Consider the following 21,445-nt stretch of genomic DNA (forward strand, 5'->3'; position numbering starts at 1 on the left):
AAACCAGACGATTCTGGTCGCACCCACACCGAAGCCGGCTCCCTGTGCTAACACGGTAGCCGCCAGCACTATTCGTGCTCCTCACCGGGAGCGTGAGTGTGGCCCTCTTCCTCGTCGGGACCCGCAGTCGACGTCGGCTCGGAGAGTTCCACGGTCACCTCGTCCATGTCGGGTACGGTCTCGGTGTCGTGATCGTGTCCGTCGCCGGTCTCCTCATGACTATGGCCGTCACCGCCGTGATTGAGGGCACTGCTCACTCCGGGCATCACGGTGACACCCAGTGTCAGCGCGGCAAGGGACGCCGCGAAACGGTATCCGGCGGCGGAGGGAACTCCATGGTGCTCACGTGGCAAAAATGTCCACAGTGTACCGATTATCACCGCCAATTCCAAGGCGGCGGTGAGTGCGTCGGCTGCCTCAACGGCTTCGGGAACGTTCGTGTGTGGTCCGAACGACACCCCACGGCTTCGACTGAGTCCCCACAGCCCAAGGAAGCCGAGGTTGGCCCAGACACCGGCCACCGACAAGAACGCGTTGCCGAACGGGACGGTCAACGCCGCCCAGTAGAGCTGAAAGCACGCCACGGCCAGGAAGAACATCCCGGCCGGTGTCCATTCGGACCAGTGCGATTCGATGGCGGCGACGTGGATGGCCCCGGCCGCTGCGCTGGCCAGCGCAGCCATGCCGCTGTTCAGCGCGGTGGGCGCAGTCCGTCCAGAGTGACCGTCACGAGGCGGCCCACGGCGTCTTCGGAGCCGAGATCTCCGGCGGCGGCAAGGGCGTGCAGACAGTAGGCAGCAAGCTCGTCGGCGGCGGCGTCATTGCGGAGCTTCCCGGCAGCGGCCGCTCGCGCGATGAGATCACTGAAAAGTTCGGTGAGCTGCTGCTGGACGGGCCTCACGTGCTCGGACCGATGGACCAGCGCCGAATAGTCCGCGCCATGGCGAGCGCGCCAGTAGCAAATGCGCGCGTAGGCGTCGAGCACCGCCGCAAGGCCCTCATCGGGGCTCGCGGCCTGATCGCGCAGCGCCGTGAGGTGATCGAAATGGTCGGCGACATGGCCTTGGTGCCAGGCGACCAGGATCGATGCAACGTCCGGGAAGTACTTGTACAGCGTGGCTCGGCCGATACCGGCCCGCTCGGCGACGGCGGACATGGTCACCGCGGTCACGCCTCGCTCATCGGCCAGCGACACGGTGGCGCCCAGGATCGCCTCGCGCACCGCGCGGCGGTGTTCGTCGATCGTCTCGTCCCACAGTTTCGGCACCATTCGACGATACGCCTTGACTGGATCAGAACATTTTGATTTGACAGAGACACTATGTCTCGATAAATTCTATGGTGTTCCGTCACCTCATTGCGAAGGAAACCGTCGATGACCTCGCCGCATGACAATCCAGAACCCGTCCAGACCACAGGCCCACCCCGATGGGTCAAAATCGCGGCGGTCGTCACCGTTGCGGTCATCGCGCTCGTCGTCGTCGCGCTGCTCGTGGGCGGCGGTGATCACGGCCCGTCGCGGCACGGGATCGGGTCCACCGCCGAGAACGTCGCGACCCATTGAGCGCCATGGCGCCACCGCTGCGCAAGACCGTGCTGGTCTTTCACGTGGCCAGCTCGGTCGGATGGATGGGCGCGGTCGCCGTCTTCGTCGCGCTCGACCTCGCCGCACGCCTCAACGCCGATGCCGAACTCAACCGGGTCATCTGGCTGGCACTCGACGCCACCGGCTGGACCCTCCTGGTTCCCCTGGCGATCGCCTCGCTGACCAGTGGTCTGATCGCCGCGCTCGGCTCCAGGTGGGGCCTACTCCGGCACTACTGGGTCCTGTTCAAGCTCCTCATCACCGCGTTCGCCACCTTGGTCCTCGTGGTGCAGACGCCGGGCTTCGCCACCCAGGCCACCCGCGCCGTCGATCCGACCGTCGATCCCGGTGCACTGGGCAGCGAACTGCTCCACACCGGTGGCGGTCTGCTGGTGCTCTCGCTCGCCTTGATCCTGTCCGTCTACAAACCGCGCGGCATGACCCGATACGGCCAGCGCAAGCAGCGGTCGCCCGCCTCAATGCCCGCCCGGGGCACGGTATGACGCTCTGAGGCGCAGGCGCACCGGCGATATCGGGACCAGGTTCGGCCACAGCCCTGGCGTGTGAGAGGGACGTCCTGTCGAGCAGGCTTGGGGCGCGGCGACCGCTTGGCCTCCGCGCCCCGAGCCGTGCGATTACAGCTGCGCCTGGATTTCCTCGAGCGTGGTGATCTCAGCGGTCTGGGCCTCGACGATCTCCTCGGCCAGCGCCAGCGCCTCGGGGTTCTGGCCTTCGGCCAGCTCTGTTTCGGCCATGTCGATGGCGCCTTGGTGGTGGGCGATCATCAGCTCCACGAACAGCCGGTCGAATTCGGCGCCGCGGGCGGCTTCGAGTTCGGCCATCTGGTCTTCGGTGGCCATGCCGCCCATGTTCATGTCGCCGTGGCCCTCCATCTCGACCGGTGCTCCCCATTCGTCGAGCATGGCGGTCATCGTCGCGATCTCCTCGCCCTGTGAGCTGATGATCTGGTCGGCCAGCGACTTGATCTCGGGATCGGCGGCGTGCTGTTGGGCCAGCTCCGCCATCTCGACGGCCTGTTCGTGGTGGGGGATCATCATCTGCGCGAAGGCCACGTCGGCGTCGTTGAACTCGACGTCCGTTGCCGTCGAGGTCTCGGCGTCGGTGGCGTTGTCGGAATTCCCGGTGTCCTCGCCGCAGCCGGCCGCAAAAGCGAGCGCGGCGAACGTGGCGATGCCCGCGAAGAGCGCACGGCGCATGGTGAAGGTCGTGGTCATGATTGGTCTCTCCTGTCGAATGAATGCCTGCGAATGTAGGTCGAAACGGTCTCTGGGACCGTGACTTCGGCCTAAATCCGCAACACCGACAGGTCCATGAATGACAGTCTGCCGCCAGGCGGCAGCGAGGCCGACCATGCTGCCAACGCACAGGAGCGCCGTATCGCCCACTGGCACACTGCCGTCCGTTGGCTGAGGCGCCAGGCTGCGAGCAGCAGCACGGCCAAGGCGAGTGCGGTCAGGATCGCCATGCAGACCTGCATGGGGTTCATGCCCGACTCGAACGGGAGTGCCGGTGCTCCATGCGCGTCAGTCATTGCCGCATCGGCGTGGAGGGCCACGGTCAGTGCGACGACTTCGGACGTCGAGGCGCCCGAATCACCATCGTGATGGCAGCTGAAATGGCCGGTGGAATGCATCCACGCCACTCCGATGGCCACGATGATCAACGTGACCCGCCAGAGAACGCGGTACCAGGCCACCAAGTCCACCCTCCTGCAGCTCGCACGACGAGTCGCATGCCCATGAACAGCCGATACGGTACGGGGGGTACGCCCTGCGGCTCATGCTAGCCGACGCGCGGCAATGCGCACGCCGACCCGCCGTGGCAACTGAAACCGCGTCGAAATCGGGGCGCCGAGCCGTCTGTTCGACGCCGACCCGGCCAAGTACGCGGCCGCGGCATAAGCGAGAACCGGGGCCTGCGGCACGTCGTCGACGTGCCGCGGGACCTCCTGTCATGGCCGGTACATGGACTGCAGACTGGCCGACAGGACGCCTGGGGCCTCGTCGGCGGTCAGGCGCCCTTCGGAGATCTCGTCGGCGGCGGCATGGACCAGGCTGTACAGCGCGGTGACCATCCACGACAGGGGCAGATCGGCACGGAACGCCCCGTCTTCCCTGCCCCGGGAGATCAGCTCCTCGACCCGGCGCAGAATCGGGTCGTGGCGTTGCCGGAGCCATTGCGGAGAGAGGTCGCCGACCACGTTGTCGCGCAGGTTGCGGTTGCGTTCCATCAGATACCACTGCTCGCGCAGGAGCCGGTCGAGCGCTTCGTCGGCCGGTCCGTCGGTCTCGACGGAGGCCCATGCGGCTTCGGTCTCCTCGAAGGCCCGCGTCATCAGGGCCTTGGCCAGCTCGGTGCGGGAGGGGAAGTGCCCGTAGAGCGTGACGCGGCCGACTCCGGCGGCCTGGGCGACCTCGGCGACGCTGACGCCGGGCCGCGAGCTGTAGAGCTTGAGCCCGGCGGTGAGGATCTTGTCGATGTTGCGTTGCGCGTCGGCACGGCGTGGCCCGGCGGGCTGCCGTGCCGACGCGGTGGTCTTGCCCTCGGCCATGCCTGAAGGGTAACTAGTGGCCGTGCGGCCCACCGCCGGTCTCGACCTTCCCGCCCGGGACCAGGAACAACGCGACGAACCCGGCGGCACCGGAGGCGACGGCGCAGACGATGAACGCGTCCGTGAACCCCGACAGGACGGGTGCGCTCACCGCGATGCTTGCGGCGGCCAGCGTCGAGACCACTGCCACGCCGATCGACCCGCCCAGCTCGTGGAAGGTGGTCACCATCCCCGACGCCACGCCCGCCTCATGCGGTTCCACGTCGGACAAGGCGGTGGCGTTCGCGGTGATGAACAGCGTCCCGAGCGCGAACGCGCCCAAGGCGAGAGCGGGCACTGCTCCGGTGGCCGCCTGACTGTCGGCGTCCAGCGAGGCCAGCCACGCCGAGGCCGCAGCCGCCAGCAGCAACCCCGTGACGGCGATCGGCCGGGGACCGAGTTTGCCGATGAGGCGCCCGGCCAGGTGCGCGCCGACGATCGTGGCGACGGCGACGGGCAGGAACAGCAGACCCGTGCGCAGCGGCGAGTACCCCGAGAAGTCCTGGAGGTACAGCGAACCGAGGAAGAAGAACGAGATCAGCAGCGCGGTGGCCATCAGCATGAGGAATGCCCCGGTGACGACGGTGCGGCGGGCCAGCAGGCCCACGCGCATGAGCGGCTCGGCGGTGCGCCGCTCGACCACTGCGAAGACCGCATACAGCACGGCCGCCGCCGCGAGCGCGCCGATGGTGTCCGCCGAGGTCCATCCGCGGTCGCCTGCGCGGACGAGGCCGAAGATCAAGGCGGCGGTGGCGGCGGTAACGGTCAAGGCGCCGGGCACGTCGACGCGGGCACGCTGTCCAGCCGCCGCATCAGCGGGCATCACGACGGGCAGCGACGCGAGGATCACCGCTCCTACCGGGATGTTGATGTAGAAGATCCATTGCCAGCCGGGGCCGTCGGTGAGCACGCCGCCGATGAGGACGCCGACAGCGGCGCCGCTTCCGGCGATCGCCGACAGCAGCGCCAGCGCCCGGTGGCGATCGGCGCCGTGGAACAACGTGGTGACCGTGGACAGGATTGCGGGCGCCATGAGCGCCGCGCCCACACCCTGCGCGAGCCGCCCGCCCAGCAGGACCGGACCGGTCTGGGCCAGCCCGGCGACAAATGAGGCCGCAGTGAACAGGGCCAGACCTGCCAGCAGCATCCGGCGCCGGCCGTAGAGGTCGGCCATCCGCCCGCCCAGCAGCATCAGGCCGCCGAAGCAGAGGGTGTAGCCGGTGACGATCCAGGTGAGCGCCTCCCGGTCGAGACCGAGGTCTGTGCCGATGGAGGGCAGCGCGATATTGACGACGGTGATGTCGATGATGAGCATCGCCTGCGCGGTGCACAGCAGCGCCAGCATCAGGCGGCGCCGGGGGGTCGGTGGCGCGGCCGGGGCCGCAGCGGGATCGGGGTGATGGATCGCGGACACGATCACTCCTTAACTCGAACATTAATGTACGAGTTACAGCCTAGCCCGAGTTCCACGTAACACGTACATCAGTGTTCGATTTAACTGATTCGCGACAGCGCTTCGGCAGCTCAACCAGGTCAGTCGAGGGGCGGGCCCGTTGCGACTTGGAGGCCACCGGGCGCTAGCCGGAGCGCGGCTCGCGTGCATCGGCGTTGGTCTAGCGGACGAGCTCGGTCGCCGAGCCTGCTCTCTGGTCTGTCGGGGGCTTGCGGGCGTCGGTCGGCGATGCCGAGCGGCGATTGCCGAGCAGTGTGGCGACGAGGACGGCGCCGAGTGCGAGGAGGGTGGCGGCCACCGTGAGCGCGAACGAGAAGCCGGCGGTTTCGGCGAGCAGCGGCTCGGTGGCGGCGGCCAGGTCGTCACTGCGGCGTGTGGCCAGGCTGACCAGCACCGCCACGCCCACGGCGCCGCCGACTTGCTGCACGGAGCTGAAGACGGCCGAACCGAGACCGGCGTTCTCCTCGGTGGTGTCCGTGACCGCTGCGACCGAGAGGGCGGGCAGACTCAGGCCGCATCCGAGGCTCGTGACGAGCATGCCGGGCAGCACCCCGGAGACATAGCCGTCGCTCGGGGACACGCCGGAGAGCAACAGCAGCCCGGCGGCGCTGATCAGGAACGACGCGACCAGTGTCCAGCGCATCCCGAGCCTGATCACCGCTCGGTAGGAGAGCCACATGCCCGTGAGAATGCCGCCGCCGTACGGCAGATAGGCGATGCCCGCCTGGAGCGGTCCGTAGCCGAGGACGGTCTGGAGATGGATCATGAGCAGGAACGCCATCGCGTAGAAGGCGGCGGAGAACAGCAGGGTCGCGCTGTTGGCGACGGCACGGATCCGGAAGGCCAGGAACGACAGCGGCACCAACGGCTCGGCGATGCGCGACTCGGCCGTGAGGAACGCGGCGGTCAAGGCGACGGCAAGGAGCAGGGGGCCGACGACGGCCGCATCACCCCAACCGGTCTCCCCGGCTTGAAGCAGACCGTAGACCAAGCACACGACGGCACCGGTGCCCAATATCGCACCGGGTACGTCTATGCGCGCCTCGCGTGCAGTCCGGCTCTCGGCGACCAAGCGCGGGAGTAGGACGAGGGCGAGGGCGGCCACGGGCAGATTGATGAGGAAGATCCAACGCCAACTGGTGAGGTCGGTCAACGCGCCCGAGATCACCAGGCCCATCGTGCCGCCCAGCGCCGCGATGCCACCCCAAATGCTGAGCGCCTTGACGCGTTCCTCCCTGCCGGGGAACAGCAGTGTGATCAGCGACAGTGCGGCCGGACTGGCCATGGCCGCACCCGCGCCCTGAACGAAGCGCCCGGTCACGAGCTGCCATGGCTCCTGTGCGAGCCCACAGAGCAGGCTCGCCGCGCCGAACAGCGCCACGCCGGTGAGGAAGACGCGTCGGCGGCCCCATAGGTCGGCCGCGCGGCCGAACAGCAAGAGCAGCCCGCCGAAGGCGAGGAAGTAGGCGTTGACGACCCAGGTCAGGCCCGTGGCGCTGAATCCGAGGTCGTCCCGGATGCTGGGGAGCGCCACGCTCACCACGGTGTCGTCCAGGACGAGCATGAACTGCACGAAGCACAACACCATCAGCGCCGGTCGGCGGCGGCCGGCGGTCGTGGCGAGGGTCGATGTCGCGCTCATGGCCGGCGCCCCTGAGGAAATCCGGCCGAGTCCCTGCTGCGGTCGCGCCGGTGGCGCGGGCGAATGATCGGCATGGGACGACGCTATGCGCGCACCGTGCTGGCCGCAATGCGCTACGGGGTCGATTCATGTCGCGTTGAGGACATAAGATGGGTTCCATGACCGAGGCCATCGTCGGCGCCGTCCCGCCCGGGGTGGGGGCGATCGTCGTCGGCAACTTCCCGTTGACGTCGGGGCAGTGGATACTCCCCCACCGGCATCCGCAGCACCAGCTGGCCTGGACCCGCAGCGGCGTGCTCAGCATCGCCGTCGACGACACCTACTGGGTCCTGCCGCCCACCCGGGCGCTGTGGCTGCCCGCAGGAGTCGTCCACCGGACCGGTGCGACCCGCGACGCGGTGCTGTGCAGCCTCTACCTCGAACCGGACCGGTGCGGCCTGGACTGGACCGAGCCGACGCCGGTCGGCGTGAACGGGCTGCTGGCGCACCTGATCGCCTACCTCAACCGGGACGACCTCGCCGACGCGATGCGGCTGCGGGCCGAAGCGGTCGTCCTGGACCTGTTGCAGCCGTTGCCGACCATGCCCATCGACGTGCCGTACCCAGTGGACGAACGCGCCTGTGCCGTGGCCGATGCGCTGCTGGCCGACCCCGCGGACCAACGGGGCCTCGAAGCCCACGCGCGAGCCGTGGGTGCGAGCCGACGCACCCTGACACGCCTGTTCGTCCGCGACACGGGCATGAGCTTCGACCGCTGGCGCACCCAGGTGCGGCTCCGGGCTTCGCTGGCCCTGCTCGCCGAGGGGCAGCCGGTGTCAAAAGTCGCCCGCGACGTGGGGTACTCGACGCCGAGCGCGTTCCTCGCGGCGTTCCGCCGGACCGTCGGCACCACCCCGAAGCGCTACCTGCACGGCGAGGACGTGTTCGAGACGCCCGGTACGACAGGGCGCTAGCGCAGTTCGCCATCCGGGTGCGGGCGAGACTTCAGGACGAGGCGACACGCGCAGGTGTTCAGCAGGCCCAGGCTGGGCATCGCCCGCAGCCGGACTATTCCGAGTCTCGGTCTATCCAACATGGTCATACTGTTGCGGCGCGGTCAGCTGTTGGGGGACCCACTATCCGAACGGTGAGATCTCCGCACCTGAGGCCTCGCCACTGCTGAAGTTCGATATGGAGGCACTCGCCGCCATGAACGAGATGTCAGTCCAGCCAGCCGAGACGGGCCGCCTGCACGCCCGCCTGGAAGCGGCTGGTGGCCCCGAGCTGGCCGGTCAGCTCGGCCACGACGCGGGTCACGGTGCGGACCGACACGCCGAGACTGCGGGCGATGGCCTCGTCCTTGGCCCCCGTGGCCAAGAGTCGCAGCACGGCGCGCTGCTGCTCGGACAGGCCTGAGTCGTCGGAACCGCGCAGGACGTCGTCGATCTCGGTGGCGGTCAGCCAGCAGTAGTCGAAGAAGTCCACCAGCGGCCCTACGAGCAGGCGGTTGCGCAGCACGATGGCGCGAATATCGGGATCGTTCGGAGCATCGACGACGGCCACCTCCCGGTCGTAGACGACCATGCGGATCGGCACGATCGGCGTGGCCTTGACCTGTACCCCCAGCTCAAGTCTTTTCGGTAGGTTGTCGCGCAAGGGACCGTGGCGCAACCCTCTCTGGGAGTAAAGGAGTCGAATCTGAGCGCCGCGTTCGTGTAGTTCGCGGTCGCGTCGCAGCCCGGCATCCAAGTGCCGGGGATCCCATGCGGTGTAGGGATGGGTCTCGATCAATTCATGACGGCCGGCCGAGGCGAACTCGTCGAGCAGCGCCTCGATGCGCGGCCGGAACGTGTCGTCGTCGCGTAGGATCTCGACGTCGGCACCGGCTCGCTCGTCGCCGGCCGGCCGCAGGTAGTCGTTGGCCAGCGCCAACGTGTTGTCCTGCTGTTCCGTGAGCGTCGCAAGGGCTTCGGTGAGGCGCTCGCGACCGTCACCGAGGATGCGGGTGAGCGCGGCGACGGCATCGACGGCGATCTCAGCAGTGCCGTGCAGGAGTCCGAGTTCACTGAGGCGCCGCCGGACGAGCGGTGTCTCCGTGTTGGACAGACCCACACTCGCCACCGCTTGGGCGAACGTCTCGCCGTTGCGACGCATCCTCGCATACACCTCTTGCACGGCCTGGTCTTCGGCGTGGTCGACCATGGGCTTCCTCTCGCGTCGGTGTCCGGTTCCAGCCATGGCGACCACCGGACACGCCGATGCGTGGACAAGCGCGTTCGGCACGACCATGCTTTGAACAGACGTCCGAGAGCGTACCCGCCCCGGGTATGAGGTTCCACGGACAGCTGTCCTGAAGGAGATGCCTTGATCACCGTTGACTACAGCCTCGTCGCATTCCGCGTCACGGGTCTCACCGCCGACACCTGCGACCACTGCATCGACAGCCTCAAAGCTGAGCTGGTCGCCCTGGTCGGGGTCCTCGGGGTCGACATTCTGCCCGCACAGGGGACGATAAGTGTCCTCGTCGACGATCTGTCCGCCGTGGAGTGTGCCGCGGACGCGCTCTGGGAAGCCGGCTGGGACGCCGTCGGCGACCGCCCTGGCCGTCTGGCAGAGCACTATTGATATACCCCCTAGGGGTATGCTATAACTGACCGGCGGCCTTCGGGTCGCCGGTCTTCTGGCTTCAGGAGATCGAAGCTCAGCGGAGTAGTGCCTCCACGGCATACCCCCTACCGGTATAAGGAGTGAGTGTCATGTCGCAATCGACGACACCACCGGCCTCACGGCGCTGGCTCGCCCTTGCGCTCATCGCCCTGGCCCAGTTCATGGTCATCATGGACACCTCGATCATCGGCGTCGCTCTACCGAAGATGCAAGCATCGCTCGGATTCACCCAGGAGAACCTGTCGTGGGTGTTCAACGCCTACGTCGTCGTCTTCGGCGGCCTGCTGCTGCTCGGCGGGCGACTGTCCGACCTGGTCGGCGCGCGCCGCATCTTCAGCCTCGGCTGGGTCATCCTGGCCGCCGGATCGCTCGTCGCCGGCCTTGCCCCGAACGTCGCCGTAGAACTGACCGGCCGTGGCGTCCAAGGCATCGGTGCGGCGCTGATCGCCCCCTCGGCCCTGACGCTGCTCATGATGCTGTTCGGCGGCAATCCCAAAGAGCTGACCAAAGCGTTCGCGTTCTATGGGGCCGCCGCGCCCGCAGGCGGCACCGCCGGAGTGTTCCTCGGTGGGCTGATCACCGAGTACGCCTCCTGGCCATGGGTGTTCTACATCAACATCCCCGTCGCCGTCCTCGCTCTCGCCGCCGCCCGGTCGCTGCTGCCCGGCGGGCGGGCCCAACGCGGCTCGATCGACCTGCTCGGCGCGGCCATGGCGACCCTCGGACTGGCCGGCGCGGTCTTCGCGATCGTCCGGGCCCCCGAGGTCGGCTGGGCCGACCCCGCCACCTGGGGTGTCCTGGTCGGCGCCGCTGCGCTGCTCGTCGGCTTCGTCGCCGTGCAGGGCAAGCGCCGCCAGCCGCTGATGCCGCTGTCGATCTTCCGCGCGCCGAACCTCGGCGCGGCCAACCTGGCGCAGCTGTTGCTGGGTGCGGCGTGGGTGCCGATGTGGTTCTTCCTGAACCTCTACCTGCAGCAGGTGCTCGGCTTCTCGGCGTTCCCCTCGGGGGCGGCGCTGGTGCCGATGACACTGCTCATCATGGTGGGAATGGTGGCTCTCGCGCCCAGGCTCATGGCGCGCTTCGGCGCCAAGGCGATGACCGTGACCGGCCTGGTCCTGCTGGCCGGCGGCCTGTACTGGCTCTCGTTCATCCGAGCCGACGGCACGTTCTGGGCCGATGTCCTCCCTGCCTCGCTGCTGGCGGCGCTGGGCATGTCCCTGGCGTTCATCCCGTCGCTCCAGACGGCGATCTCCAGCGCCAAACCGGAGGAAGGCGGTCTGGCCTCGGGCATCGTCAACACCGGCTACCAGATCGGCTCCGCGCTCGGCCTGGCCGTGGTGACCGCCGTGGCGGTCCCCTACGGCGCAGGTCAGATCGGAGACACAGCCGCACTGACCGACGGGTTCTCCACCGCCTTCATCACGGCGGCCGTCATCGCACTCGCAGCGGCCGCCTTGACCACTGCGGTCATGCGACCGGCCAAGGCCGCCCAACTGACCAAAGCGGCCTGAAGCGGAGGTGAGCGAACACCCTGCAAATCACGGCGGGTCCGGGACATGTCCCGGACCCGCCGACTCGTCTGAAGTGCTACCGAGCCATTCGGGGCTCGCCCGCTGAGCTTCCTCAGAGCACGTCGTCGTAGTGCAGCACCCAGCGTAGGGCGTCGTTCGCACCGGAGAACCAGGCCTGAAGTCTAGATCTCGCACCAGTGAGCGAAGACAGTTGTTTATTCCAATCAATTTGTGGATATAGCATATCAATACCAGACAGAACCGTGCATAGACTCAGGATTCAAACCCGGGAACGGAGGCTTTTCAGTGAGAGATAAGCGTGATTCAGACGGTGCCGGCCAGGATATGGGGCAGTCACAAGATATGCACCGGTCACCTGACACGAAAATGTACCTGCGGTTCGGGGCGATGATCCTGACCGCCATGGTCGTCATGTACGCCGTGATGTTCGTCAGCACTTGGGAATGGTGGCATATCCGCTGGAGCGAGAGCCGCATGTTCATGGCACTCACCATGGGCGGGGCCATGGGCCTGGTGATGCTCGGATGGATGCTGAACATGTTCCGCAATATGAAGGTGAACCTGGGCATCGTCCTGGCAAGCCTGCTGTTGCTCGGTGGCGGCGCGTTCCTCGACCGCAGCCAAGTCACCGTGGGCGACCTCGGGTGGATGAACTCCATGATCCCTCACCACTCGATGGCCATCACCCGGTCCGAGCACGCCCAGATCGAGGACGTGCGAGTCTGCGAGCTCGCCGTGCAGATCAGCGAGGCACAGCGCCGGGAAATCCTCGAGATGCAGTGGCTCATCGAGGACATCGAGCGCAACGGCGTGGCCGATACCGCCAAGGAGGCACAAGACCGACCGGTTCCCGACTTCTCCGCGTCCGCCGGCCGTCAATGTCCTACGGATTGATGTCGCTTCGGATCCGTTCCGCCCGCAATCAAAGCATGGGAGGAAACGGCTGATGTCCGGTTCTCCTGGGTAGAACCGGCTAAGACGCTGACCGCGAGCGGTGGCACCATCGGCCGCATTGAACCCCTCCTCGACGCTCCCGGACGGGCGGGAGTGAGCACGACCCTCGGTAGCAACGCCGCCGCAGTGACCGCGCCAGTGCTGATCCTCGCCGCACCGATCCTCACCACTGCGGGCTTCGCCTGCTGCTAGGTGTGACACCGCGTCCTCTGCAAGGGCAGCAATCGACTTGGGAGCGACCATGCCCGGAAGACGTAGGCGGTCATGGCCTTCTGGCTCTGGTATGCACGGACTGAGAACGGCACACCATGCTGGGGAGACAGGCAACGCGGGACCCACTCGCGAATGACTGCTATCGCTGATAGTAGTTTGTGGGTATGTTCGACTCCCGCCTCTTGTCGACGGGGCACCGCGAGTTTGATGACTGCCGTGATGTCCCCATTCCCGCGGCTGCGTTCTCCGCGGCCGCGTTGCATCCCGACCTCCCCGAAGGAGCACCATGCTCGTGAAGCCGTCATCTATTCGTCGTAAATGGACTTCTATCGCTGTGGTAGGCGGTCTCCTCGTCTCCGCGGTGGGCTCGGCCCCAGCCTGGGCCCAGCGGGACACCTCGGAGATCAACGACGAGATCGAGGAAACCGAAGGGGATCTGACCGCAGCGGTCGAGGCGTACAACCAACTGGCGGAAGAAGCGCAGGACAACCGTGACATGATCGCGCAGACCCAGGAGTCCCTGGACACGGCCGAGGCGGAGCTGGGCACCCTGCGCGAGCAGCTCGCCGACTACATCACCGCGACGTACGTGGATCAGGGTATCGGCGATGTCGCGCTGCTGCTGGAGTCGGGTTCCCCCGACGCGTTCGTCGAACGCCTCGACCGGCTCAACTCGGCGAACCTCTACAAATTCGACCTCATAGACGAGCTGAAAACCGCCTCCGAGGAGTACACGATTCAGCTCAATCTCCTGGGCGACCTCCAGGACGACCTCGACGAGCAGGAGGCCGAGCTGGAGCAGCAGCAGGACGAGCTCAACGAGCGGATGGACGGCCTCGAGGAGGAGTGGCAGGCCGCCGCGGGCGACGCGATCACCGACTACGACCTGCCGCAGATGACCGACGATGAGTACGCGGTCATCTCGTTCGCGCTCGACCAGGTCGGCAAGCCATATGTGTGGGGATCCGCCGGTCCGGACTCCTATGACTGCTCGGGCCTCATTCTGCGCTCCTACGCGCAGATCGGGATCGACCTGCCGCACAATGCCGCCGCCCAGTACAACTCGACCCCGAAGATCAGCCGCGACGATCTGCAACCAGGTGACCTGGTGTTCTACAACGATCTCTCCCACATGGGCATGTACATCGGCAACGGCCTGATCGTGCACGCCCCGAACTCCCGGACCGTCGTGAAGGTCGTCGAGCTCGACCACGGCAACGTCTACTACGGCACGACTACCGTCCTCCATTAGGACACTGAATCGGCGAGCCGTCACTGGTGCTGGGCGTAGCAAGACACGAGTTGTCCACGGTTGTCAGAATCTCAACGGATTGCACCTGATGCCTTCCCCGCAAACCGGCAAGAGTGCGTAACGCGCATAGGCCTGGTGGACAGGCACCACCGGACCTCAGTTCCTGGCAGTCTGTCTAATACCAACCTCGCGATGAAATCCAATCAAGGTGCAACAAGCTCAATGAGCTGTACAGGTCCGACTTTTTGAAGGCCACTATCGCGCCACCTCCTTGCCTGTTTCGTGGCCCGATCCCCCAATGAAATGCGTGTGTGACCTGTTCATCCTGCGACATCCAACCTTCGCGTGCCCTTGCGTGACAAACCGAGTGTCTTAACGATAGCGGCGAGCGCCGACAGGGCGTGCCGTCGACGCGCTTCCACAGCGTTGCGGGCAGCAACCAGCAAGTAGGGTCACCACGGACTCCCCCGCTGGCGGCAGCGCGTGGGACTCACCCGAGCGCTGGAGCGCCAAGCCGTTGAAGCTTGCCGCTGCTACCGCGTGATTTCTCAAGGCTGTCGGAGGAGCCTCCCAAGTGCGAGAAGCCCGTCTACCAACGGAAGGTTGATAGACGGGCGACCTCAGATCTGATGTCGTGCTGTTTGGCTCACTTTTCGGTCAGAGTGTCTTCAATTCGGCGTCGGACAGCCTCATCCTGTCCCGCGAGGCACTTGGCGTAGACCCTGAGCAGGACGGCCACGCTGTGCCCGGCCCATTCGGCGACCTGCGTGGCCGGAACCCCGGCGTGGAGCCAGGTGGAGACGCACGTGTGCCGCAGGTCGTATTGACGTTTCAGCAGCGGTGTCTTCAATTCTTCGCCGCTGAAGGTCTTCGCCCGAGCACCATGGAAGATGCGCCTGATGGTGCACTCCGCCAGTAGCTTTCCGTCCGCACGAGTGAACAGTTGACCTTCGGAGCCCGGCTTGAAGTCCGATTGGCTCATGTAGTCGAGCAGGATGACGGTGAGCTGCGGTGGACATGGAGCTGTGCGGATGAAATCGCGGTCGCGCATCTTGAGCCCTCGATCGTCGCGGGCATCCCCGGTGTCGGTCCACGCGCTGCCGACATGGGAGGCCGATTTGTGGAGATGCAGCCATCCCCACCCACCTTCGTCCGGAAGATCGAGGTCTTCCACGTGCAGCGCAATCGCCTCCTCGGGTCGGAGTGCACCGTAGACCTGAGTGGCGAAGTAGGGACGGTATCGCCACCCGTTCGGCTTGCGTTGGTGAACCTGCCTCAGAAAACGGGAGACCTGCTGCGGGCCGGCGGCTCGGCGCACGTCAATCGCCTCGCCAGACTTGGCCCGCGCCGGCTTGATCGCCTTGACATGGTTCATTTCGAGTAGTCCCTCCTTGACGGCGTATTCGCAGATCGCGCTGAAAATGGTGCGGGCTCGCCTACGGCAGTGACTCGAACGCGCCGTGCCGTCGAACTTCTGCAGCATCGATGAGAGTGTCTTCTCGACGGTGTGTTCCTTGTCGAGCACGCCGATCGCAGGAGCATGGCGTTCAGCCCACCCGAGGATGCGTGCTGTGTCCTCGGGGGCGTCCTGGCGTTGCTTGGAGTTGAACGCCCAGCGCCGAAGCGACCGCCGCAACGCGACCGCATCAACGCTCTCCAGCGTGGCAGGTAGGAGGGCGATCGAGGCCCACATGCAGACCTCGGCGATGTTCGCGCGGTGATGCGCCGAAGACTGGTCCCACTTGGAGTCCACGAAGCGCTTCATTGCCTCGATGACGGAGATCTGCTGGCTCTGCCGCGCGAGCTCGCGAAGCTCGGAGACCGGCAGACCGGTTTCGATGTCGAACGCTTCTCCCCTGTTCAAGGCGGTCTGGAAGTCCGACTTGCGTCCGTTGGCGGCGGCTTTGGTCGCGAACTGCTTGGTCTGCTCTCGCCCCGCCACCGCCCAGCGGAAGCGCCACGGACGTCGCTTGATGTCTTTCCGCTTCGTCGGGTCCCACAGCTGCACGTCATACGAGGTGTTCATGCGGCACCTCCGTCCTCGTGAGCGGCCAGGAACGCCTCGATATCGGTGAAGCGATAGCGGCGCTGGCCGCCGGGGAGTTTGATGCTGCGCGGGGCCCGCCCTTTGGCGTGCCAGTCGTACAGGGTGCTGCGCGCGACCCCTAGGTACGCGCACACGTCGTCCACGGTCATGATGGAACTGCGTCCTTTCTGGGATGCGCGGTCCCGGCCGGGTTGACTGGAATCGTTCTGGCCGGGGCCGCTTCCGTCCGGCCTTTCCGGACGGACGGTCGTTTCCGGCGACGCTAGCTCGCACTCGTTGCAGGTACGAGCTTCGAAGGAAATACTTTTTGGACGATCAATGACGACTCGATCGCCAGCTTCTCGTGGCGATTCGTCCTCATTGCGGTGGTGCTCTCGGTTCACGGCGCACCGCCCTTGACCAGCACGAGGATGTCCTCGTGGCTGCGCAGGAGCGCCGGGCGGCCCTGTTCGATCGCGACGCGGGTGTTGTGGAGTCCGAAGAAGGAATGGATGGGCCGAAGACGGTGCTCCTCGGCCTCCCATTCGCCCAGCAGCGCGACGCATCGGCGCTCCAAGCAGAACCCGAGGTTTTCGCATAGCTCAGTGAGCAGCAGCGGGAAGTCGATGAGCCGCCGCCGATCGGTGAACGGACGGCAGGTGATGACCATCCTCCCGCCAGGTGCGAGCACCCGATAGCAGCCGGTGAAGATCTGGCCGAGCCCGGCGAGAAGTTCGTCGATCGGTTTGCGGGCGAGCTGCGATGGTCGGGCCCGGCCGGTGCTGTACTCATACCCGGTCTTGCGGACCTTCCCGCCGGTCTCCTTGGCCGTCCACGCGCGGCCATGGGTTGCCCGGCCGTAGGGCGGGCTGGTGACAATCAGATCGACGTGACCGTGCAGTCGCCTGGGCAGGAGCCGGGTGAGGCGCCGGGCGTCTCCGCGGACCACACTCGCGCTTGCACTCGGCCAGCGCTGGCGGGCCAGGTGCAGGTTCCCCGCAGCGGCCGCGACCCATTCAGGTTCGATGTCGGCGCCCCAGGCCGCCCGGCCGAGTTCGATGGCTTCGACCAGGACCGTGCCGATCCCGGCCATTGGATCGATCACCAGGTCCCCCGGCCGGGAGTAGGCGGCGATCGCGTGTCGTGCCGTCATCGGCCACATCTTCGCCGGATGCGGTCCCGACACCGAGGCGTAGCGGTCGGCGCGTTGCACGCGCGGGATCGCTTGTCCCGTCGCCCACAGGTCCGAGAGCGATGCTTCGCTGTTCACAGGCCGCTCCTGGGGTACTTCGACCACAGCCCGATGTGTTCGACGATCCGGCCGTGGACCCCCGGTCCGGTCTGTTCGAGCGATTCGGCGGTGACTACGGCGCGGTCGAACGAGGAGACGCGCGCGGTGATGAGGTGGCCGACGTAGTGCAGCTCGGCGGCCTCGCAGGCGATGCGTGACTTGAGCGTGGGCCGGTCCTCGTCCCAGATCACGGCCAGCAGTCCGAACGGGCGCACCGTGGCCGCGAGCGCCGCCCAGGCGACACTGTCGCGTTCGGGATCGTCGGTGCAGATGGTCAAGGCCGCAGTGTGCTCGGCTGCCTGAAGCAGTTCGGATGCGGTGCGGTCGCAGACCGGTTCGATGAAACCGAACACGGCGGTCGCCGGTCCGGTCGCCTGCAGCTTTGCGTGTTCGGTCTCGGCGGCCTCAGCGTCGCAGAATGCGACTGCTGAGCGCCGGGCCTCGACGACGCGGTTGGCGCCGGCCAGGCCGACGAGGACGACCTTCTCGTACTTGACGGTGAACTGGTTCACCAGCAGCTCGATCAGGTGTTCGTCGTCCCAGACCGACCACACGCTCAGCGGCACGTCGACCCGGCCGAGGCCGGATCCTCGGGTGTTGTTGTTGATGAATTGCATGGTTGGCGTCTCGCGCCGTCCTGCGGAACCAAGGCGATAAGAAACCACCGCCTGTGACAGCCTGTGACCGCCGCTGTGACAGGCCGAGCAGTCACAGCCTCGTCCCAGCGCCTTGAGAGCGAAAAGCTCACGCTTGCCCGGCCCGCCTCCTAGATTGGCGCCATGAGCGTCGTCGCCGCAGCCGTGATCGCCTTGGGCGGAGCCTTGTGCGGTGCGACGCTGGCTCGGACCGCGTTCGCACTCGAATCCTCCGACGAGCGCGCGGACTGGCGCGGGGTCGAGCCCGGTGTCCGTGCCGCCTGGACGCTCACGCTGGTGGCGGCTTCCACGATTGCAGCGATTGCCGCTTGGACGATCGCCCCCGGTGCTGCGGTAGGCGTGGCGGTCACCGCGTTCGCGGCGGCCAGCCCTGGAATCGCAGTGGTCGATATGGCGGCGCGCCGTATTCCCTTCGTCATCACTGGCGCGGTGGCCGCCGTAGCACTGCTGGCATTGGCCTTCACGCCCTACCTGGCCCGCAGTCTCATCACCGCAGCAGCGGTGGCAGTCGTGATGATCGTGCTCGCGCTGGCCTCTCGCGGTGGTGTCGGTGGCGGGGATGTCGCGGCGGCGTCGGTGGTGGCCATGACCCTGGCTTGGGCTGGACTGGAGGCGGTCGTACTCGCTTTGGCGGCAGGAATGCTGCTCAGTGGCATCACCGGATTGGGGTTGCGTCTGGCTCACCGGGATGTGGCACTGGTGCCGTTCGGTCCTTTCCTGTTCGTTGGGTGGTGGCTCGCCATTATATACTCCATTATGGACTTAATGGGTAAAAGAAAAGCCCCGCAAAGCGATGGCGTTGAGGCGTGTGGGCCCCGCTGCCGGGGCCCACACGGATGGCGTCAGCGACGCATCAGGCCGATGAGGCGGACGCGCTCGTGATGCTGGCTGAGGACCGTGGGTGTGGCGCGGTGGCCGTGTTCGACGCACCGGTGCCGATCGAAGGCGTCGATCCCACCGACGCCGAACACGGCGGGACCGGGGTGCCGTACAAGCGCATCGATGTCCGGAGCGCTGGGATCGGCGAGCGCGGCTCGCAGGTTCTCGGCAAGTACGCCCAGGTGCGTCAGGCTGGTGTAGAACGGCCTGTCGATCTTGCGGTTGATCTGTTCGAACAGGTCCTTGGAATCGATACCGAGTTCGATGAGTCGTCCGATGTTGAATTCACGGGACAGATCTGCCCGGAGCCGGTAGGTGTCCATGTGATGCCTTTCAACGTTGTTTGGGTAACGAGAACGGTCGGGCCCGCGTGGCGGACCCGACCGTCGGTAGTGCGATGTGGCGTACCTGCTCAGCCGAGGCGGCGCCGTTTTCCTCGCTTTTGCAGGAAGAACGCGGCATGCAGGGCTTGCAGGCCAGGACGGAGCGCCGGGTCGCCGAACGCCGCTACGGCGCGATCGAGCAGTCGGCGGCGCATGCCGCGCTCGATCAGGTGGGCGCAGGTGCGGCACGCCGCCCAGTCATCGCCGAAGTCATCTTCGTGGACAACCTGGTCGTCACCGTCGAAGGCGAGGCTGCCGATTCCCGGCGCGCGGTAACTCCAGACCGGATCGGTGGCGTTGCAGAAGTCGCACGCCAAGTCCAGGTCGGCGGCGAAGTGCTCGGCGGCGGGTTGCGGGACTGGTTCGTGGTCGGTCTCGTCGGAACGGTGCCGGTATTCGACCTCGCCGGTGAAGGCGCCGTCGGCGTCCATGGGCAGGAATCGGTTCAACGGCTGCGAGCAGGTCCCGCAGACCATCGATGCCTGTTTCGACAGGTCGCTCATGCCTGGCCTCCTGCAGCGGTGAAGCCGACCCGGCCAGGGCAGTCGGGGACAGGGCAGTCGACGGTGCCGGTGATGAATCCGAGGTTGGCCGCCTGGCCAAGGTCCCATTCGATCCCGTCAGGATCGGCGGGGTCGAAGATGGGACGACCGTCGCGAGCGGTCCACTGCCGGTGGCAGCGTCCGCAGGCAGCGGTGATCCGATCAGCGGCGAAGCCGTCGATCGCGGCCAGGGCCTCGGTGGTGGGGATCTGTTCGACCCTGGCCACCGCTTGTACTGTCGGCACGCCGAGCCCGACCGAGAAGACCAGGTAGCTGCCCTGTGGGACGTCGCCTCTGGAGACGATGGCGCCGGTGCCCAAGTGTGCGGGGGCTGCACGCTCGTAGGTGAAGCCGGTACCGACGTCCATCGCCTCGATCAAGCGCGGTCGGTTGGCGAAGGTGGCACCGATCCGATCGGCCCACACCAGCCGGCATCCGGTCTCATATCCGGCAGCGGTCGCGGCGGCTGCGACTGCACTGGGCACCAGGCTCTCCAAGCGCACCTTGTCACCAGTGTGAGCGTTGGAGGCGCTGTCGGTCGCGGAGCGGCGTTTCGCCGGCCGCTCGATGGAGCAGCGCATGTCGGGGCCGCTGGCGAACAACGCGGCCAGGGCGAGCGATCCGCTGATGGCGAGGGTGCTGTAGGCGGCCATGATGGTGGTGGTCGCGTCGATGGCCAACCCGTGCTCGGTGAGCGTGACCTGTGGCGTGTTGCAGCGTGCTGCGTGGTTTGGTTGACTGGTCAAGGCATTCTTTCCTTTCGGTGGAGTGCCGGGCGCAGCCAGAGCCAGGTTGTGGAAGACGGGCTTCTGGCTGCGCCACAGCGAGTGAGATAGACGAGTGCCGCGCGGCTGGTCAGTAGCAGGCTTCGGACCGGTCGCGGTTGCGGCGGGTGTACTCGAGCCGCAGTCCCTCGGGGGCGATCAGGTGCTGGTAGATCCCGGTGACGGCCCCGCTCCGCTCGGCCTCGGCGCGTTGAGCCGCCAAGTCGGCGGGCGTGTCGGCGAATGCGATCCGCTCGGGCTCGCGTCCGGCGGCCGGGTCGGCGGTCCATAGTTCGAATTCGTCGCCGAAGGACTCGACCCAGGCCACCGGTGCCAGATGGACCTCACGGTCCCATTCGGTGTCGAGGTCTCGGCGGCGCTGCCAGGGCCCGGTTCGGCGGTAGCAGTGGTATCGCAGCCCTTCGTCGGCCTCGGCGAACACGTCGGTCAGATCGATGTCATAGACCCGCTTGAGGAACGAGACGTGGTATTGGACGTCGATGGACTCGTAGAACCGGTCCGAGTCGGTGCCGTGGCGGCCGATCGAGCAGGCCCACAGCCGGTTCGTGCAGATCTTCGCCGTCAGCGGCTCGGGGACGGGCATCGTGGGGTCCCTGGTGTCGATCGGGCGCGGGTTGTCACCGTCGGTGCCGAACACGGGTGCGGCGAAGCGGTATGGGTCGGCGATGATGCCCAGGGCACGTGCGAGCGTGATCGCGTCGCCTTGATACCAGGGCTTGACGGTGCGGCCGTGCTGCCGCAGGCTGAACCGGGTGTGCTCGTCGCCGATACCTCCGGCAACGGGGCGGCGCGCTTCGAAGCCGTAGCCGAACCGGTCGGACACGCGCCGCCATATGCCGGTGTCGAGTCCGCGTTTGATGGCGTTGACGACCTTCGCGGCCTTCGGAGTCAGGCCCACCGAGGACCGTTGTACTGCTGTCATTGCAGATGCCTTCCTGTTGTTGTTCGTTGATCGGGCGAGGCGAAGCGCCGCACCGGGATCCCGGTGCGGCGCT

24 protein-coding genes are annotated in these 21,445 nt (G+C 66.8%); 8 read left to right on the forward strand and 16 right to left on the reverse strand.

Translation table 11 applies throughout. The features are described 5' to 3' along the window. Positions 1-68 precede the first annotated feature (68 nt). Together YWW_RS29645 and YWW_RS0110780 are read right to left on the reverse strand one after the other, a co-directional pair. On the reverse strand, positions 69-683 hold the full coding sequence (locus YWW_RS29645; RefSeq protein ID WP_051325647.1) for a hypothetical protein: 615 nt from the start codon (positions 681-683) through the stop codon (positions 69-71). An 8-nt stretch (positions 684-691) separates the two neighbouring features. Beyond that, positions 692-1,270 carry a TetR/AcrR family transcriptional regulator gene (locus tag YWW_RS0110780; protein WP_211228514.1) on the reverse strand — a complete coding sequence of 193 codons (579 nt, stop codon included), beginning with the start codon at positions 1,268-1,270 and terminating at the stop codon, positions 692-694. Positions 1,271-1,375: 105 nt separating this feature from the next. Between YWW_RS0110780 and YWW_RS0110785 the strand changes: the two genes are divergently transcribed. Beyond that, positions 1,376-1,564, forward strand: coding sequence for a hypothetical protein (locus YWW_RS0110785; RefSeq protein ID WP_026930131.1), 189 nt, complete (start codon positions 1,376-1,378; stop codon positions 1,562-1,564). 5 nt (positions 1,565-1,569) lie between these two features. After that, positions 1,570-2,088, forward strand: coding sequence for a hypothetical protein (locus tag YWW_RS0110790; RefSeq protein ID WP_026930132.1), 519 nt, complete (start codon positions 1,570-1,572; stop codon positions 2,086-2,088). A gap of 132 nt (positions 2,089-2,220) precedes the next feature. On the opposite strand, the gene YWW_RS0110795 is transcribed toward YWW_RS0110790, so the two are convergent. The 5 genes from YWW_RS0110795 to YWW_RS0110815 form a co-directional block, all read right to left on the reverse strand. Further along, a complete protein-coding gene (locus tag YWW_RS0110795; protein WP_026930133.1) occupies positions 2,221-2,820 on the reverse strand; it encodes a DUF305 domain-containing protein in 600 nt (199 codons plus the stop codon). A gap of 71 nt (positions 2,821-2,891) precedes the next feature. Continuing rightward, positions 2,892-3,305, reverse strand: coding sequence for a hypothetical protein (locus YWW_RS0110800; RefSeq protein ID WP_155830109.1), 414 nt, complete (start codon positions 3,303-3,305; stop codon positions 2,892-2,894). A gap of 252 nt (positions 3,306-3,557) precedes the next feature. Next, complete coding sequence (locus tag YWW_RS0110805; protein WP_026930135.1) at positions 3,558-4,157, reverse strand: TetR/AcrR family transcriptional regulator; 600 nt, start codon at positions 4,155-4,157, stop codon at positions 3,558-3,560. A gap of 13 nt (positions 4,158-4,170) precedes the next feature. Further along, the gene (locus YWW_RS0110810) at positions 4,171-5,610 is read right to left on the reverse strand and encodes an MFS transporter (protein WP_211228515.1); all 1,440 of its coding nucleotides are present in this window, start codon (positions 5,608-5,610) and stop codon (positions 4,171-4,173) included. 199 nt (positions 5,611-5,809) lie between these two features. Beyond that, a complete protein-coding gene (locus YWW_RS0110815) occupies positions 5,810-7,291 on the reverse strand; it encodes an MFS transporter (protein ID WP_026930137.1) in 1,482 nt (493 codons plus the stop codon). 158 nt (positions 7,292-7,449) lie between these two features. Here YWW_RS0110815 and YWW_RS0110820 point away from each other — a divergent pair, with 158 nt between their 5' ends. Next, positions 7,450-8,244, forward strand: coding sequence for an AraC family transcriptional regulator (locus YWW_RS0110820; protein ID WP_026930138.1), 795 nt, complete (start codon positions 7,450-7,452; stop codon positions 8,242-8,244). A gap of 247 nt (positions 8,245-8,491) precedes the next feature. Here YWW_RS0110820 and YWW_RS33995 read toward each other — a convergent pair whose 3' ends face one another. Continuing rightward, complete coding sequence (locus YWW_RS33995) at positions 8,492-9,472, reverse strand: helix-turn-helix transcriptional regulator (RefSeq protein WP_051325648.1); 981 nt, start codon at positions 9,470-9,472, stop codon at positions 8,492-8,494. A gap of 162 nt (positions 9,473-9,634) precedes the next feature. Between YWW_RS33995 and YWW_RS36880 the strand changes: the two genes are divergently transcribed. The 4 genes from YWW_RS36880 to YWW_RS34000 all read left to right on the forward strand — a co-directional run bounded on the left by YWW_RS36880 (position 9,635) and on the right by YWW_RS34000 (position 13,888). After that, entirely contained in the window at positions 9,635-9,895 is a 261-nt protein-coding gene (locus YWW_RS36880) for a heavy-metal-associated domain-containing protein (protein WP_035702179.1), read from the forward strand. A 131-nt stretch (positions 9,896-10,026) separates the two neighbouring features. After that, a complete protein-coding gene (locus YWW_RS0110835; protein WP_026930139.1) occupies positions 10,027-11,448 on the forward strand; it encodes an MFS transporter in 1,422 nt (473 codons plus the stop codon). Between the two features lie 408 nt (positions 11,449-11,856). Next, a complete protein-coding gene (locus YWW_RS0110840) occupies positions 11,857-12,363 on the forward strand; it encodes a DUF305 domain-containing protein (RefSeq protein ID WP_211228516.1) in 507 nt (168 codons plus the stop codon). Positions 12,364-12,970: 607 nt separating this feature from the next. After that, entirely contained in the window at positions 12,971-13,888 is a 918-nt protein-coding gene (locus tag YWW_RS34000; protein WP_051325649.1) for a C40 family peptidase, read from the forward strand. A 646-nt stretch (positions 13,889-14,534) separates the two neighbouring features. Here the strand turns inward: YWW_RS34000 and YWW_RS0110850 are convergent. The 4 genes from YWW_RS0110850 to YWW_RS36435 form a co-directional block, all read right to left on the reverse strand. After that, a complete protein-coding gene (locus YWW_RS0110850) occupies positions 14,535-15,914 on the reverse strand; it encodes a tyrosine-type recombinase/integrase (protein ID WP_026930141.1) in 1,380 nt (459 codons plus the stop codon). After that, entirely contained in the window at positions 15,911-16,084 is a 174-nt protein-coding gene (locus tag YWW_RS35020) for a helix-turn-helix transcriptional regulator (protein WP_081687363.1), read from the reverse strand. Before YWW_RS35020 ends, YWW_RS0110850 begins: the two co-directional genes overlap by 4 nt. 230 nt (positions 16,085-16,314) lie before the next feature. Continuing rightward, complete coding sequence (locus tag YWW_RS29665; RefSeq protein ID WP_051325650.1) at positions 16,315-17,184, reverse strand: TRM11 family SAM-dependent methyltransferase; 870 nt, start codon at positions 17,182-17,184, stop codon at positions 16,315-16,317. Then, a complete protein-coding gene (locus YWW_RS36435) occupies positions 17,181-17,822 on the reverse strand; it encodes a hypothetical protein (RefSeq protein ID WP_026930142.1) in 642 nt (213 codons plus the stop codon). The genes YWW_RS29665 and YWW_RS36435 overlap by 4 nt, the downstream gene beginning before the upstream one ends. A gap of 162 nt (positions 17,823-17,984) precedes the next feature. Between YWW_RS36435 and YWW_RS34005 the strand changes: the two genes are divergently transcribed. Next, complete coding sequence (locus YWW_RS34005; RefSeq protein WP_051325651.1) at positions 17,985-18,743, forward strand: prepilin peptidase; 759 nt, start codon at positions 17,985-17,987, stop codon at positions 18,741-18,743. On the opposite strand, the gene YWW_RS0110875 is transcribed toward YWW_RS34005, so the two are convergent. From YWW_RS0110875 to YWW_RS0110890, 4 genes are all read right to left on the reverse strand, one after another. Further along, entirely contained in the window at positions 18,704-19,063 is a 360-nt protein-coding gene (locus tag YWW_RS0110875; protein WP_026930143.1) for a hypothetical protein, read from the reverse strand. The two genes, YWW_RS34005 and YWW_RS0110875, sit on opposite strands and share 40 nt — an antisense overlap. An 89-nt stretch (positions 19,064-19,152) precedes the next feature. Then, entirely contained in the window at positions 19,153-19,554 is a 402-nt protein-coding gene (locus YWW_RS0110880) for a hypothetical protein (RefSeq protein WP_155830110.1), read from the reverse strand. Positions 19,555-19,622: 68 nt separating this feature from the next. Then, the gene (locus tag YWW_RS0110885; RefSeq protein ID WP_155830111.1) at positions 19,623-20,411 is read right to left on the reverse strand and encodes a hypothetical protein; all 789 of its coding nucleotides are present in this window, start codon (positions 20,409-20,411) and stop codon (positions 19,623-19,625) included. Positions 20,412-20,520: 109 nt separating this feature from the next. Beyond that, positions 20,521-21,372, reverse strand: coding sequence for a hypothetical protein (locus YWW_RS0110890; protein WP_155830112.1), 852 nt, complete (start codon positions 21,370-21,372; stop codon positions 20,521-20,523). Positions 21,373-21,445: the final 73 nt, after the last annotated feature.

It is taken from the genome of Glycomyces tenuis DSM 44171, from assembly GCF_000427885.1.
GTDB lineage: Bacteria > Actinomycetota > Actinomycetes > Mycobacteriales > Micromonosporaceae > Glycomyces > Glycomyces tenuis.